The sequence below is a fragment of the Erythrobacter cryptus DSM 12079 genome, from assembly GCF_000422985.1.
In the GTDB taxonomy this organism is placed as follows: Bacteria; Pseudomonadota; Alphaproteobacteria; order Sphingomonadales; family Sphingomonadaceae; genus Erythrobacter; species Erythrobacter cryptus.
Map to the genome: position 1 here is coordinate 133,152 of NZ_AUHC01000005.1, position 14,579 is coordinate 147,730.

The following is a 14,579-nucleotide window of genomic DNA, read 5'->3' on the forward strand; positions in this document are numbered from 1 at the left end:
CTTGGGCGGCGCTTCTGCCATTGCCCTTGCCATGCCTTATGAGCCGCCCCCCTATCTTGCCAGCCTGACGCTCGCCGAGATCGCCGAGCTGGTGGCCCAGCGCAAGCTCCCCCCGGTGGAAGGCTGGGCGCCGCAGAAACTGGGGGAAAGCCACATGGTGATCCGCGCCGATGGCACCTGGCTGCACGAGGGCGAGCCGATCCGGCGCGAGGCCATGGTGCGCGCCTTTTCCGGCCTGCTTACCCGCGACGAGACCGGGCACCACTGGCTTGTCACCCCGTTCGAAAAGCTCAGCATCGAGGTCGAGGACGCGGCCTTCATCGCCACCGATTGCGTGCGCCGCGAGGATGCGCTGGTGTTCCGCCTCAACACCGATGACATCATCATCGCCGGGCCGGAGCACCCCTTGCGCGCCGCCGGCAGCGCCGAAGAGCCGGCGATCTATCTCGGCGTGCGGCGCGGCTGCGAGGCGCGGCTCAACCGCTCCACCTGGGCGCAGCTCGCCGAGATCGCGCTCGCCGAGGGGGCAGACGAAAACGGCTGGCAGGTCACCAGCCAGGGCGCCACCTTCCGCCTCGTGCCATGAGCCTTTACCCCGCGCTCGTCCGCGCCTTTGCCGAGGGCCATGCCCGTCCCGTGCCCGATCTGTTGAGCGATGCTGCCTTCGCGCAAGGCGACCGCGCCACCCCGGCGGCGGTGCTGATCGCGATCACCGATGTGCCCGCCGATCCGCAGGTAATCCTCACCCAGCGCCCGCGGGCGATGCGCGATCACCCGGGGCAGGTCGCCTTTCCGGGGGGCAAGCGCGAGCCGGGCGAGGATGCCGTGGCCGCGGCGCTGCGCGAGGCCGAGGAGGAACTCGCCCTGCCCCCCGCGGCGGTGCAGGTGATCGGCACCAGCGATGACTATCACACCGGCACCGGCTTTCTCGTCACCCCGGTCGTCGGCCTGGTGCCGCCCGGCCTGCCGCTGGTGCCCCACCCCCGGGAGGTCGAGGCCTGGTTCGAGGCGCCCTTGCGGGTGCTGCTCGATCCCACGCGCTGGACCAGCCACGAGGTGTTCTGGCGCGGGGCGCAGCGGCGCTATCTCGAACTGGAATGGCAGGGCTTTCGCATCTGGGGGGTGACCGCGGCGATCATCGCCAACCTCTCGAAGCGCATCGCCTGGGAGGCGCTCGCCGATGCGCGCTGATCTTGCCGCGGCCGAATGGCCCCGCCGCGCCGGGCTGGCGGCGCTCACCGCGGCGCTCGGCGCGGAGAACCTGCGCTGGGTCGGCGGGGCGGTGCGCGATGCGCTGCTCGGCCTTGCGGTTGCCGATGTCGATGCCGCCACCCGGCTCCACCCCAAGGCGGTGATGGCGGCCTGCGCCAGGGCCGGGATCCGCACCGTGCCCACCGGCCTTGCCCATGGCACCGTCACCGCGGTGCTCGCCGATGGCCCGGTCGAGATCACCACCCTGCGCCGCGACGTGGCGACCGACGGGCGCCGCGCCACCATCGCCTTTGCCGAGGACTGGCGCGAGGATGCGGCAAGGCGCGATTTCACCATCAACGCGCTCTATGCCCATCCCGAAACGCTGGAGATCTCCGACTATTTCGAAGGGTTGGCCGATCTTGCCGCGGGCCGGGTGCGCTTCATCGGCCCGGCGCGCCAGCGCATTGCCGAGGATCACCTCAGGATCCTGCGCTATTACCGCTTCCAGGCGCGCTTTGGCGCGGCGCTCGATCCCGAGGCCGAAGCGGCCTGCGCCGAACTGGCCCACACGCTCAAGGGGCTGAGCCGCGAGCGCATCGCTGCTGAACTGCTCGCGCTGCTCGCCCTGCCCGATCCGCACGCGACACTCACGCGAATGCGCGCGCAAGGGGTGCTGCCGGTGATCCTGCCCGAGGCCGGGGCGCCGCAACTGGCCGCGCTTGCCCGCCTGATCGCGGCCGAGGCGGCGCAGGGCTTTGCCCCCGATCCGGTGCGCCGGCTCGCCGCGCTGCTGCCGCCTTCTGTCGAGGTCGCCGAGGCGGTGGCGGCGCGGCTGCGCCTTTCCAAGGCCCAGCGCGCCCGGTTGGTGAGCGCGGCCGGGCGCGGCGAGGGCGATGCGGGCGATCCGCGCGCGCTCGCCTATCGCCTCTCGAGCGCCTTTGCGATCGACCGGCTGCTGCTGGCCGGGGCCGATGCCCGCATGCTCGCGGGCTGGCAGGCGCCGTCCTTCCCGCTCAAGGGCGGGGACATCGTCGCGCGCGGGGTGCGCGCCGGGCCGGAGGTGGCGCGCCTGCTCAAGAAGATCGAGGCGCGCTGGGTGGCCGAGGGCTTTCCCGGCGCCGAGCGGGTCGATCAGATGCTCGCCGAGGAACTGGGCACCAGCGCCTTCCGCTTCGACTAGGTGAAGCGGTTCGACTTGGGAAAGCCCTGCGGCGGCATCCGCCCGGCGGCGCCGCGCGCCACCTTCCACAGGCGGATTTCGGTTTCGGTGCGGGTGCGCTCGCCCGATCCGCCCATGGTCCAGCTCAGCCCTTCGGCAAGGGTGAAGGTGGTGGCGTCAGAAAGCCCGCCATCGCGGTAGCGCTGGAGCTGCACCCCCTGCCCGCGGCTCATCACCGGCAGTTCCTCGAGGTTGAAGACCACGAGCTTGCGGTTGTCTCCCACCACCGCGACATGATCGTGCCCCGGCGCGATGGCGCGCACCACCCGCAATTGCGCCCCATCCTTGAGGTTGACGACCTGGCGCCCCTTGCGGGTCTCGGCGAGAAGCTCGTCCATCTCGGCGACAAAGCCCTTGCCCTGGCTCGAGGCGAGCAGCAGCCGGGTGCCGGGGCGATAGGCCATCACCGCGGCGATGCTGGCCTCGCTTTCAAGGTCGATCATGCTGCGCACCGGCTCGCCAAAGCCGCGCGCGCCCGGCAGCTTGTCACACCCCAGGGTGAAGAAGCGCCCGTCCGAGGCGGCAAGCAGCAGCTTGTCGGTGGTCTGGGCGTGGAGGATGAAGGCAAGGCCATCGCCTTCCTTGAACTTGAACTCCTGATCGAGCGGCACATGCCCGCTGGCCGCGCGGATCCAGCCCTTGTGCGAGAGGATCACGGTGAGAGGCGCCTTTTCGATCATCGCCTCCATGCTGAAGGCAACGTTGGGGGCGGCCTCGGCAATCAGGGTGCGGCGGCGGCCGAGCGGGGTGTCCTCGGCATAGTCCTTGCGCAGTGACCTGAGATCGCGCTTCAGACGGCTGCGCTGGCGCGCGGGGCTGGCGAGCAGTTCCTCAAGCTCGGCCTGTTCGGCCACCAGCGCCTCCTGTTCGCGCCTGAGCTCCATTTCCTCGAGCTTGCGCAAGGAGCGCAGGCGCATGTTCAGGATCGCCTCAGCCTGGCGATCGGTGAGGTCGAACTCGGCCATCAGCACCGGCTTGGGCTCATCCTCGCTGCGGATGATGGCGATCACCCGATCGAGGTTCAGAAAGGCAATGATATAGCCGCGCACCAGCTCGAGCCGGGCGGCGATCTGGCCGAGCCGGTGGCGGGCGCGGCGCTGGAGAATGTCGATCTGTGCCCGGGTCCAGTGCTCGAGCAGCTCCTTGAGCCCCATCACCATCGGGGTGCGGCCCAGCCCCGGGCGCGCATCGAGCACGTTCATGTTGAGCGAGAAGCGGGTTTCGAGATCGGTGAGGCGGAACAGGCTTTCCTTCAGAAGTTCCGGATCGACATTGCGGCTGCGCGGCACCAGCACGATGCGGATCGCGCTGTCGCTTTCGTCGCGCACATCCTCGAGGATCGGCAGCTTCTTGTCGGCAATCGCCTGGGCGATCTGCTCGATCAGCTTGGACTTGGGCACCTGATAGGGGATTTCGCTGATGACAAGCTGCCATTGCCCGCCGCCCAGCCGCTCGATCCCCGCCTCGACATCGGCCGGGTCCTTGGCCTCGGGCGCGCGGAAACGCCCGCGCAGGCGCAAGGCGCCGCGCCCGGTGCGATAGGCCTCGCAAATCACCGCCGGGCTGTCGATCACCTGGCCGCCGGTGGGAAAATCGGGGCCGCGAAACAGCTCCATCAGCCGCTCGTGGGTGACGTGGGGGTTGTCGATCAGCTCCAGCGTCGCATCGATGATCTCGGCGACATTGTGGCTGGGGATGCTGGTGGCCATCCCCACCGCGATCCCGCTGGCGCCGTTGGCCAACAGGTTGGGAAAGAGGCCGGGGAAGATTTCCGGCTCAACCTCCTCGCCATTATAGGTCGGCAGGAAATCGACCGTGCCTTCATCGAGCCCGGCCATGAGGTCGAGCGCCGTCTTCGTCAGCCGGGCCTCGGTGTAGCGATAGGCCGCGGCATTGTCGCCATCGACATTGCCGAAATTGCCCTGCCCCTCGATCAGCGGATAGCGCAGGGCAAAGTCCTGGGCGAGGCGCACCATCGCGTCATAGACGCTCGCATCGCCATGGGGGTGATACTTGCCGATCACATCGCCCACCACCCGGGCGGATTTCTTGAAGGCGCTTGCCGGATCGAGCTTCAGCTGCCGCATCGCCCACAAGAGGCGGCGGTGCACCGGCTTCAGCCCGTCGCGCAGATCAGGCAGCGAACGCGCGGTGATGGTCGAGAGGGCATAGACGAGATAGCGCTCGGACAGCGCGGCATCGAAGGGGGCATCGACGATCGCCTCGAAGGGATCGGATTCGCCGGGAAGATCGGTGGTGGCCATGGCCAGAGCCTCTAGCAAGCGCAGGGCCGTGCCGGGAGGGGCCTATCCACAGGCTTGGGCGGGCGGGGGCGCGCTACATCCGCCGCACATCGGTGCTTTCGGCAGGGACGCTGACGACCAGGCCATCAAGCTCAGGCGTGAGCGTGATCTGGCATGAGAGGCGCGAGGTGCGCCGCACCCCCGCGGCAAAATCGAGCATGTCCTCCTCCTCCTCGCACGCGGCGGGCAGGCGCGCGAACCATTCGGGCGCGACGATCACATGGCAGGTGGAACAGGCCATCTGCCCCTCGCAGGTGCCCTCGAGCGGCAGGCCCGCGGCCTGACCGAGCCGCAGCAGGCAATCGCCCGCCGCGCCCCGGGCCTCGATGGGCTTGCCGTGGGGATCGATGAAGGTGACGGTGATGCTCACAGGCCCTGGCTCCTCGCCGCCGCGCGAATCGCCTCGGCGGCGGCCGCGATGTCCTCGGCGCGCGTATAGCGGCCAAAGCCGAGGCGGATAGAGGATTTGGCCTCGGCATCGGTAAGGCCGATGGCCTTGAGCACATGGCTCGGCCGGCCCGATCCGCTGGCACAGGCGCTGCCGGCGGAGAACATCACGCCGCGGCAATCGCTCAACAGCCGGGCGACATCAAGGCCCTCCTTCCTGATGTTGAGATTGCCGTGCCAGCGCGCCTCGGCGCTGCCGTTGAGCTGCCAGTCGGCAAAGGCCGCGCGGGCGATGTTCCACAAATGTTTCACGTGAAACATTTGCGCCTCGAGGCTCTCGGCCGCAAGCCGCGCGGCTGCGCCAAAGCCCGCACACAGCGCGGGGCTGAGCGTGCCCGAACGCAAGCCCCCCTCCTGCCCGCCGCCGTGGATGAGCGGGGCAAGGCCTGCCCCCTCGCGCTGCCACAAGGCGCCGATCCCCTTGGGACCATGGCATTTGTGCGCCGAAATGGCGATGAAATCGGGGGCAAAGGTGAGCGGCAAGCGGCCATAGGCCTGCACCGCATCGACCAGCACCTGCGCCCCGGCGGCCCGGGCAATGGCGAGGGATTCCTCGAGTGGATTGATCACCCCGATCTCGTTGTTGACCGCCATGATCACCACAAGCCCTGTCGAAGCTGTGACATGCTCGGCCAAAGCGGCGACATCGGCGCGCCCATCGCCAAGCACCGGCAGCACGGTGAGGCGCCTACCCTGCGCGGCGAGCGCACCGGCGCAATCGAGCACCGCGGCATGTTCGCTGGCAAAGGTAATGACATCGCCCTTGGTGCCGAGGATCACGGTGTTGATCGCCTCGGTCGCGCCCGAGGTGAAGATCACCCGCCCCCCTGGGGGGAGCAGCGCTGCCACGGCCTCGCGCGCGGCCTCGACCGCGGCGGCGGCCATGCGGCCCATGCGGTGGGGCGAATGGGGATTGCCAAAGGTCTCGCTCTCCGGCCCGCCGAGCCATCTGAGCATCGCCTCGCGCGCTTCGGGCGCGAGCGGGGTGGTCGCCTGATAATCGAGATAGATCACGCCAGCGCCTCCCACGCCTCGACAAACCGCGCCAGCTCCGCGGGCGTGGTGTTCCACCCCAGGCTCACCCTGATGGTGCGCGCGGCCACATCATCGGCAACGCCAAAGGCATCGAGCACCCGGCTTTTCTTCAAGGTGCCCGAGGAGCAGGCGCTCCCTGCCGAGACCGCAAGGCCCATTGCATCGAGGCGGATCAGCAGCGCCTGGGCCGAAAGGTGCGGGTGGGCGAGCGCGAAGATGTAATCGACCGGATCGCCGAGCACGAGGCGCCAGGGCGCAAGCTGCGCGGCAAAATGGGCGCGATCCTCGGCGCTGGTGGCCCAGCTCTCCCTGCCCCCCGCCGCGAGCGCGGCGGCCATGCCGAGCACGCCCGGCAGGTTCTCGGTGCCCTGGCGATAGCCGCGCTCGTGCCCGCCGCAAGGGCTGATGAGCGAAAAGTCACGCAGCAGCAGCGCCCCCACCCCGATCGGCCCGCCGAACTTGTGCGCGCTCACCACGATCATGTCGGCTGCGGGAAGGGCGAGGCGCCCGGCGCTCTGGGCGCAATCGGCAAGCACCAGCGTGCCGGGCGGCGGGGGCTGCGCGGCAAGCCAGCCGGACGGATCGCGCGTGCCGGTTTCCGAATTGACATGCTGGGCGGCAAGCAGCGCGCCGGGGCCGAGCGGCGCGGCATCGGTGCACACCTCAGCCGCGGGCAGCGCGCGCCACAGGGCATCGTGTTCGAAGGGGCTGGCAAGGCGGCGCTGCGCCGCAGCGCGGGTGAGCGCGATGGCCAGGGCCTCGCTCGCGCCCGAGGTGAAGATCACCTCGCCCTGCCACCCCAGCGCCCGCTTGACCCGCTCGCGCGCATCCTCGAGCGCGGCGCGCGCGCGGCGGCCTTCGGCATGGGGGCTCGAAGGATTGGCCCACAGGGAAAAGCCCTCCTCCATCGCCGCGCGCGCCTCGGGCCGCAGCGGGCTGGTGGCGGCGTGGTCGAGATAGATCCGCTCAGCGATGGTGCTGTCCTCACGAGAAATTGCGCATTTCGCCTGCCCGCCTATATAGGCGACGCGATTTTCGGCGCCACCCGGCGCCGTGCAGCCAATTTTCAGGGATTAGCGATGCCATCTGTCATCTTTCCCGGCCCCGAAGGCCGACTTGAAGGCCGTTTTGCCCCGCCCCCGCGGCCGCGCGCCCCGGTGGCCCTGATCCTGCACCCGCACCCCGAAGGCGGGGGCACGATGAATGACCGCATCGTCCAGCGGCTCTACAAGACCTTTGCCGATCGCGGCTTTGCCACGCTGCGCTTCAACTTCCGCGGCGTGGGTCGCTCGCAAGGCTCGTTCGACAACGGGATCGGCGAGCTTTCCGATGCCGCGGCCGCGCTCGACTGGGTACAGTCGATCCACCCGGAAGCGCAGAGCACCTGGATCGCCGGCTATTCCTTTGGCGCGCTCATCGGGATGCAGCTGCTGATGCGCCGGCCCGAGGTGCGCGGCTTCATCTCGATCGCGCCGCCGGCCAACATGTATGATTTCAGCTTCCTTGCCCCCTGCCCGGCAAGCGGCATCTTCCTCCAGGGCGCGGCCGATACGGTGGTGCAGCCTGCCGCGGTGCAGAAGCTGGTGGACAAGCTGCGCACCCAGAAGCACATCACCATCCACCACGAGGAAATCCCCCGCGCCAACCACTTCTTCGAGAACGAGCTTGAGGATCTGATGCGCGCGGTGGACAATTATCTCGATTTCCGCCTCTCGCCCGATTGCCCGATCAAGTAGGCGGGTGCCGCGCGGCGGCGATCCCGGTCACTCGGCGGCCTGCTTCCTGATGGCGCTGACCGGGGCCTCGCCGCCGGGCGTGGGCAGCGTCCAGATCACGACGTTGATGAGGGCAATCGCGGCAAGCAGCAACATCAGCAGCGGCTGCCTTGCCGCGCCGGTGCGCCGCCACAGCACGAAGGCCCCCGCCACCAGCGCCAGCGCGGCGAGCATCACCAGTGAGAGCACGAGATCGATCATGCCAGGCCCCCATCCTTGCTTGTGTTGGCACCGCAGGGCCTGCGCCTAATCGGGCTTTTGCGCGCGGGCAAGGGTCGCGTGCCGAGCGCGATTGACGAAGGGCCGACGGCCCGCCAGAGCTAGGGGCATGAGAGAGAGCCTTGCCACCATCACCCGCCGCCAGGCCCTTGCCGGACTTGGCGGGGCTGCCACGCTTGCCCTGCTGCCCGCCTGCGCCCGCAGCGCCGCGGGCAGCGCCCCGGCTGCTGCCAGCGGCCTTGCCGGCCTTGCACCCGATGCCGCGCTCGATGCCATTGCCTACCGCATGCTCGCCCACGAACCGGGCCGGGCCACCGGGCTTGGCGTTGATGTCGGCGAATATGCCGCCTGGCGCGGCACCTTTGGCACCCCGGGCGAGGAGGGGCGGCAGGCCTATGCGGCAACGCTCAAGGAGCTGCTGGAAGAAGCGCGAGCCTATCCGCGCGCCGGGCTGACCAGCGATCAGCAGATCGGCTTTGAGGTCGTCGAGGCCGCCTTTGCCAGCGCGCTTGAAGGCATGGCCCTGCCCTATGGTGATGTGGCGGTGGGCAGCTGGCGCAATGCCCCTTACGTGGTGATCCAGAATGTCGGCGGCTACCTCGATTACCCGCGCTTCTTTGCCTCGACCCAGCCGCTCAAGGCGCCCGAGGACACGGGCTTCTATCTCGATCGGCTCGCCGAGGTGCCGCGCCTGCTCGATGGCGAGCTTGACCGGATCCGGGCCGCCCATGCGCTAGGGGTGATCCCGCCCGCCTTCCTGCTCGACAAGGCGATCGCGCAGATGGAGGCGAGCATCCGCAGCGCGAGCGAGAGCTATGTCGGCCCGCTCGCCGCCTCGGGCCTGGCGGGGGCGGAAAGCCGCGCCGGCTTGGCTGAGCGGATCGTCGCGGACAGCATCGTCCCCGCGCTCGAGCGCCAGCTTGCCGAACTCAAGGCCCAGCGCAGCGAGGCGCGCGACCATGCCGGGATGTGGGCCCAGCCGGTGGGCGAGGAATATTACGCCTGGGCGATCCGCGCTTCGACCACCACGGCCTTGAGCCCGGAGGAGATCCACCGCCAGGGCCTGGCCGAGCTTGAGGAAATCCACGCGCGGATGGATCCGATCCTCAAGGAGATCGGCTACACCACCGGCAGCGTGGGCGAGCGGATGCGCGCGCTTTCCGAAGACCCACGCTACAAGTTTGCCGAGGGCGATGCCGGGCGCGCGGAAATCTTCGCCTTCATCAACGAGCGCATCGCCTGGATCAAGGCGCAGATGCCGCGCGCCTTCAACCAGCTGGTCGATCCCCCGCTCGAGGTGCGGCGCCTGCCGCTCGCCGAGGAGCCGGGCGCGCCCGGGGCCTATGGCGGGGCGGGGAGCAAGGATGGCTCGATCCCCGGGCGGTTCTGGATCAACCTGCGCACCACCGATCTGCACCGCAAGTATGATCTTGCCGATCTCACCTTCCACGAAAGCATCCCCGGGCACGTGTGGGAGGGCGAGTTTTCCAACCGCCTGCCGCTGATCCGCTCGATCCTCGCCTTCAACGCCTTTTCCGAAGGCTGGGCGCTTTATGCCGAACAGCTTGCCGATGAGCTGGGCGCCTATGATGATTTCAAGGTCGGGCGGCTGGGATATCTGCAAAGCCTCGCCTTTCGCGCCTGCCGGTTGGTGGTGGACACCGGGCTGCACGCCAAGCGCTGGACGCGCGAAGAGGGCCGGCAGTTCTTTGTCGAACGCAATGGCTCCAAGCTCGAGGAGGTGGCCAGCGAGGTTGATCGCTATTGCTCCTGGCCGGGGCAGGCCTGCGGCTACAAGATCGGCCACAGCGAGATCGTGCGCCAGCGCGAGCGGGCGCAGCGCGCGCTGGGCGCGGCCTATGACCTTAAAGCCTTCAACACCGCGGTGGTGCTCGGCGGCAATGCGCCCTTGAGCGTGGTGGCCAACACCGTGAGCCGCTACATCGCCGCGGCGCGCGGCTAGGACAGGCCCGGCGCCGGGGCGGCGGCGCGGCGGCGCTCCCACGCGGCCACGAGGCCGAAGGTGAAAAGGCCGCTCGCAAGCATCCACAGGAAGGCGCCCGGCACCCCCAGCCCCCAATCGGCAAGTGCGAGCACCGCCACCTGCACCGCGATCGCGGCCAGGCCGGCGCGGGTGCCGGTGCCGATCCGGGCAAGCCCCATCACGATCGGCACCGCCAGCACCGCGGCAATCGCGCTGGCATCGAGCACCAGATCGCGCAGCGATTCCCCCTGTGCGGCAAGCCAGGCGGCCAGCGCCGCCGCGCCCACGGTGGCACCGCGCGCGGCGCGCAGCAGCGCCAGCGGCGAGGCATCGGGCCTGAGGCGCCGATAGCCGCTCTCGGTCGCCACCGCCGAGACCGCCAGCAGCGCCGAATCGACCGAGGAGAGGATCGCCGAGATCAGCGCCCCGGTGAAAACGACATAGAGCCAGGGCGGCAGCAGCGCCGCGGCAAGGCTGGGCAGGAAAGCCTCGCCCTCGCCCAGCACCACCCCCAGCCGCGGCGAAAGCACCGGGCCGAACAGGCCGAGCGCCACCGGGATCAGCCCGGCGATGAGATAGACCATGGCCCCGATCATCGCCCCGCGCCGCGCCACCGCGGGCGAACGCGCGGCGAGCGAACGGGCGAGCGCCTCCTGGCTCACCATCGTGCCGATGATCGGGATCAGCCACAGCTCGGCCCGGTCAACCCAGCTTTCACCGGGCACGGCAAAGCTGAGCCGCGTTGCCGGCGCCGCCTGCCACAGCGCCTGCGGCCCGCCCGCCGCGTCCACCAACAGCACCAGCAGGATGGTGATCGCGGCCAGGATGATGAGGCCCTGGACGATGTCGGTGACGACATCCCCGGCAAGCCCGCCGAACAGGGTGTAGGTCATCACCAGCAAGGTGGCGCCGATCAGCGCCGCAGTGAAATCCACCCCGACTGCCTGCGCGATCAGCACCGCAAAGGCATAGAGCTGCGCAGCCGACCAGGTGGTGGCGCTGAGCGCGATCACCACGGCCGCGAGGCCCTCGGTGCTGCTGCCGAAGCGGTCCTTGAGGAAATCGGCGATGGTGATGAAGGCTCCGGCGCGCAGGCGCGCGGCGAAGAAAAGGCCGATGGCAAACAGCCCCAGGGCATAGGCAAAGGGCTCGGCCCGCGCCCCGGCAAGGCCAGTGCTGGCCACCTCGCCCGAGGTGGCGATCAGGCTTTCCGAGGCAAACCAGGTGGCAAACACCGACATGGCCACGGCAAAGGTGCCAAGCCGACGCCCGGCGACGAGATAGTCGGCATCAGACCTTGCCCCGCGCCCGGCCCATACCGCCAGGGCAATTTGGGCCGCGACATAGACGAGGATGAGGGTGATGGTGATGGCCGTGCCCCCTTGCCACGAGCCGCAGCGCCGCGGCCCCGGATTGCGAAGGCGGGATAACTAGCCGCAAGGACGCAGGGCGCAAGAGGCGAGAGGCGCCCGCCCGGCGGGACGCACGAGGCAGGTTCAGCCGTCGATCAGCGCGAGTTCCACCGTGCCATGGCCGCGCGCGACGAGGCCGAGCTCTTCGGCCGCGGCGCGGCTGACATCGATCATCCGCCCGCGGCTGAAGGGGCCGCGATCGGTGATCCGCACCACCACGCTGGCGCCATTGGCGGGGTTGGTGACGCGCACCCGCGCGCCGAAAGGCAGGGTGCGGTGCGCCGCGGTCATCGCGCGGTTGTCGAAGATCTCGCCGCTGGCGGTGCGACGCCCGTGGAACCTTTCGGCATAGTAGGAGGCGATCCCGCGCCCAAGCAGGGTTTCCTGCGGGGCCGCGGGCGCCGGAGGCGCAGCGACTTCCGGCGCGGTGGTCCCAGCGGTGACTTGGGTCTCGGCGGGCAGTGGCACCAGTTCGATCACCGCGGCGCTGCTGGCCGCATCGAGGGCAGCGGGCGCGCCTTCGGGCGCCGCGGCCGAGGAGGCCGACAGCGGCACCAGGCCAAGGACGAGCGCGACGAGCGCGGCTCTGAGGCTGGCATGGCCGCGCCGCGCGCGCTGCGGCGCAAAGCTGGGCGTAGGGCCGATCTTGGGGCCGATGGAGCGATGTCCCGTCCGCATGGCGGCGGCCCTTAGCGCCTTGGTCAGCAAGCCGCCAAACCGGCGCGGCGGTTCATCGCTGCTGCGGCGCCACAGCGGCACGAGCCGGGCGCGAAATGCGACGAAATGATGGCAAGGCCCGCGCGCCCATGCCCGTCGGCCAGGGATTTTTCCGGAGGGCCGACTCGCTCGCGGCGGTACCGCGCGGCGATTGCGCAAGGTATCGGGCATGGCGCGACAAGCGCGTGATGCGCCATGCGTCAAGCGGCACCGGTTGGCTGCGGGCGGGACGCCGGTTTGCTGCGGGCCGGCCAAAGCAAATGGGGCCGGCATTGCTGCCGACCCCACTCTCACCGGCGCGTGGACAGCCCTTGCTTGCAAGGCTTCCGGCGAACCTTCAGCCGCTGCTTGCGCGGGGCCATGCTTGGCGCCCGATGTCTCGCCCCCCACAACCTTGCGCCTTGCGGCGCCCGTGCGGGGGATTTGTCACCGGCGCTCGCGCCGGCATCCGGCTTTCGCTCCCTTGCTGCCGCCCTGCCCTTGCCCAAAGGCTCCGGCGTGCGCGGCCCTGCGAGGGGGCTGGGCCGAGGCCGCGTCCCTTTACCGGCTGTTCCCGCGCCAGACCGACTTTCGCCGCTGGGCCCGGTTCCTGTCCGGCCAGGTTCTTGGCCTGTCCGGCGACACCGCGTCGCTCCGATCCTTGGAGTGAACCCGCTTGCCTTTGGCCAAGGCCTCCTGCAAGAGGGCTCCAGATCGGCGCGTGGACAGACGCCGCCGCCATCCTTGGGTTGAAAACCTTCGCAAGATCAAGGCGTTGTCGCCCTGCCTCGTGATGGTTTGTCCTCCCGAAGACAAGTCAAAGGTGCGCCTCATCGCGGCTTCTGGCAAGCATGGCGGGGCGGGCTTATCCACTTTGCCCGATCTTGCCTGTGGACATTGGTGGATAAGTCAACGCTTCGCCGCATTTGCCGCGGAGCATCCACCGGCCGGGAACGCAAGCGTCTTCAAATTGTCATGATTGCGGGCAGGTGCCCCCCGCCCGCGGCGCGGCGACTCGCGCTCAATCCCCGCGATCGCGCCGCGCCAGCAGCCTCAGGCGCAGGCCATTCAATTTGATGAAGCCCTCGGCATCCTTCTGGTCATAGGCCCCGGCATCATCCTCGAAGGTGACGTGGCGTTCCGAATAGAGCGAATGGGGCGACTTCCTGCCCACCACGCTTGCCAGCCCCTTGTAGAGCTTGAGCCGCACCGTGCCGGTCACCTTGGCCTGCGAATGGTCGATCGCGGCCTGGAGCATCTCGCGCTCCGGGCTGAACCAGAAGCCGTTGTAGATCAGCTCGGCATAGCGCGGCATCAGCTCGTCCTTGAGGTGCGCCGCGCCGCGATCGAGGGTGATCTGCTCGATCCCGCGATGGGCGCGGGCATAGATCTCGCCGCCCGGGGTTTCATACATGCCGCGGCTCTTCATCCCGACAAAGCGGTTCTCGACCAGATCGAGCCGCCCGATGCCGTGCTTGCGGCCCAGCTCGTTGAGCGCGGCGAGCAGCGTTGCGGGGCTCATCGCCTCGCCATTGAGAGCCACGCCATCACCGCGTTCAAAATCGATGGTGATATATTCGGGCTGATCGGGCGCATCCTCGGGGTTGACGGTGCGCGAATAGACATAATCCGGGGTTTCCTCCCACGGGTCTTCGAGCACCTTTCCTTCCGAAGAGGTGTGGAGCAGGTTGGCATCGGTGGAGAACGGGCTTTCGCCGCGCTTGTCCTTGGGCACGGCGATCTGGTGCGCCTCGGCCCAGGCGATGAGCGCGCTGCGGCTGGTCAGATCCCATTCGCGCCACGGGGCGATCACCCGGATATCGGGATCGAGCGCATAGGCCGACAGTTCAAAGCGCACCTGGTCATTGCCCTTGCCGGTGGCGCCGTGGGCGATGAAATCGGCGCCCACTTCGCGGGCGATCTCGACCAGGCGCTTGGCAATCAGCGGCCGGGCGATCGAGGTGCCGAGCAGATAGTCGCCCTCATAGCGGGCATTGGCGCGCATCATCGGGAAGACGAAATCGCGCACGAATTCCTCGCGCAGGTCCTCGATGAAGATGTGATTGTCGGGAATGCCCATGGCGTGGGCCTTGGCGCGGGCCGGCTCGATCTCCTCACCCTGTCCGAGGTCGGCAGTGAAGGTGACGACCTCGAGCCCGCGCACGACGCTGAGCCACTTGGCAATGACGCTGGTGTCAAGACCGCCCGAATAGGCAAGGACGACTTTCTGGGGGGTGGCCATGGCGCGCGGGTTCCCTCGGCTGCGGATGCGGGGGCGGCGGTTGCCGCCCTGCC

The 14,579-nt window shown here is 69.2% G+C and carries 13 protein-coding genes; 5 read left to right on the forward strand and 8 right to left on the reverse strand.

Annotation, left to right across the window (positions count from 1 at the left end):
• Positions 1–31: 31 nt before the first annotated feature.
• The 3 genes from G524_RS0105420 to G524_RS0105430 are packed head-to-tail and all read left to right on the forward strand — an operon-like array spanning position 32 to position 2,374.
• A complete protein-coding gene (locus G524_RS0105420) occupies positions 32–586 on the forward strand; it encodes a DUF1285 domain-containing protein (RefSeq protein WP_027442800.1) in 555 nt (184 codons plus the stop codon).
• Positions 583–1,191: a CoA pyrophosphatase gene (locus tag G524_RS0105425; protein ID WP_027442801.1), complete on the forward strand. Its 609-nt coding sequence runs from the start codon at positions 583–585 to the stop codon at positions 1,189–1,191. The genes G524_RS0105420 and G524_RS0105425 overlap by 4 nt, the downstream gene beginning before the upstream one ends.
• On the forward strand, positions 1,181–2,374 hold the full coding sequence (locus G524_RS0105430) for a CCA tRNA nucleotidyltransferase (RefSeq protein ID WP_027442802.1): 1,194 nt from the start codon (positions 1,181–1,183) through the stop codon (positions 2,372–2,374). Before G524_RS0105425 ends, G524_RS0105430 begins: the two co-directional genes overlap by 11 nt.
• Here G524_RS0105430 and parC read toward each other — a convergent pair.
• The 4 genes from parC to G524_RS0105450 all read right to left on the reverse strand — a co-directional run bounded on the left by parC (position 2,371) and on the right by G524_RS0105450 (position 7,160).
• The gene (gene parC / locus G524_RS0105435) at positions 2,371–4,677 is read right to left on the reverse strand and encodes a DNA topoisomerase IV subunit A (RefSeq protein WP_027442803.1); all 2,307 of its coding nucleotides are present in this window, start codon (positions 4,675–4,677) and stop codon (positions 2,371–2,373) included. The two genes, G524_RS0105430 and parC, sit on opposite strands and share 4 nt — an antisense overlap.
• 73 nt (positions 4,678–4,750) lie before the next feature.
• Positions 4,751–5,086: a 2Fe-2S iron-sulfur cluster-binding protein gene (locus G524_RS0105440; RefSeq protein WP_027442804.1), complete on the reverse strand. Its 336-nt coding sequence runs from the start codon at positions 5,084–5,086 to the stop codon at positions 4,751–4,753.
• Positions 5,083–6,177 carry a cysteine desulfurase family protein gene (locus tag G524_RS0105445; protein WP_027442805.1) on the reverse strand — a complete coding sequence of 365 codons (1,095 nt, stop codon included), beginning with the start codon at positions 6,175–6,177 and terminating at the stop codon, positions 5,083–5,085. The genes G524_RS0105440 and G524_RS0105445 overlap by 4 nt, the downstream gene beginning before the upstream one ends.
• Positions 6,174–7,160, reverse strand: a complete 987-nt coding sequence (locus G524_RS0105450; RefSeq protein ID WP_281170490.1) for a cysteine desulfurase family protein — start codon at positions 7,158–7,160, stop codon at positions 6,174–6,176. The genes G524_RS0105445 and G524_RS0105450 overlap by 4 nt, the downstream gene beginning before the upstream one ends.
• A gap of 117 nt (positions 7,161–7,277) precedes the next feature.
• On the opposite strand from G524_RS0105450, the gene G524_RS0105455 reads away from it, so the two are divergent.
• The gene (locus G524_RS0105455; RefSeq protein WP_027442807.1) at positions 7,278–7,934 is read left to right on the forward strand and encodes an alpha/beta hydrolase; all 657 of its coding nucleotides are present in this window, start codon (positions 7,278–7,280) and stop codon (positions 7,932–7,934) included.
• A gap of 27 nt (positions 7,935–7,961) precedes the next feature.
• On the opposite strand, the gene G524_RS0105460 is transcribed toward G524_RS0105455, so the two are convergent.
• Entirely contained in the window at positions 7,962–8,174 is a 213-nt protein-coding gene (locus tag G524_RS0105460; protein ID WP_027442808.1) for a hypothetical protein, read from the reverse strand.
• A gap of 127 nt (positions 8,175–8,301) precedes the next feature.
• Here G524_RS0105460 and G524_RS0105465 point away from each other — a divergent pair, with 127 nt between their 5' ends.
• Positions 8,302–10,155: a DUF885 domain-containing protein gene (locus tag G524_RS0105465; protein ID WP_027442809.1), complete on the forward strand. Its 1,854-nt coding sequence runs from the start codon at positions 8,302–8,304 to the stop codon at positions 10,153–10,155.
• Here G524_RS0105465 and G524_RS0105470 read toward each other — a convergent pair.
• From G524_RS0105470 to G524_RS0105480, 3 genes are all read right to left on the reverse strand, one after another.
• Positions 10,152–11,546: a sodium:solute symporter family transporter gene (locus G524_RS0105470; RefSeq protein ID WP_342662447.1), complete on the reverse strand. Its 1,395-nt coding sequence runs from the start codon at positions 11,544–11,546 to the stop codon at positions 10,152–10,154. The genes G524_RS0105465 and G524_RS0105470 overlap by 4 nt on opposite strands.
• 126 nt (positions 11,547–11,672) lie before the next feature.
• On the reverse strand, positions 11,673–12,266 hold the full coding sequence (locus tag G524_RS15075) for a septal ring lytic transglycosylase RlpA family protein (RefSeq protein WP_084625072.1): 594 nt from the start codon (positions 12,264–12,266) through the stop codon (positions 11,673–11,675).
• 1,039 nt (positions 12,267–13,305) lie between these two features.
• Positions 13,306–14,526, reverse strand: coding sequence for an argininosuccinate synthase (locus G524_RS0105480; protein ID WP_027442811.1), 1,221 nt, complete (start codon positions 14,524–14,526; stop codon positions 13,306–13,308).
• Between the last annotated feature and the right edge of the window lie 53 nt (positions 14,527–14,579).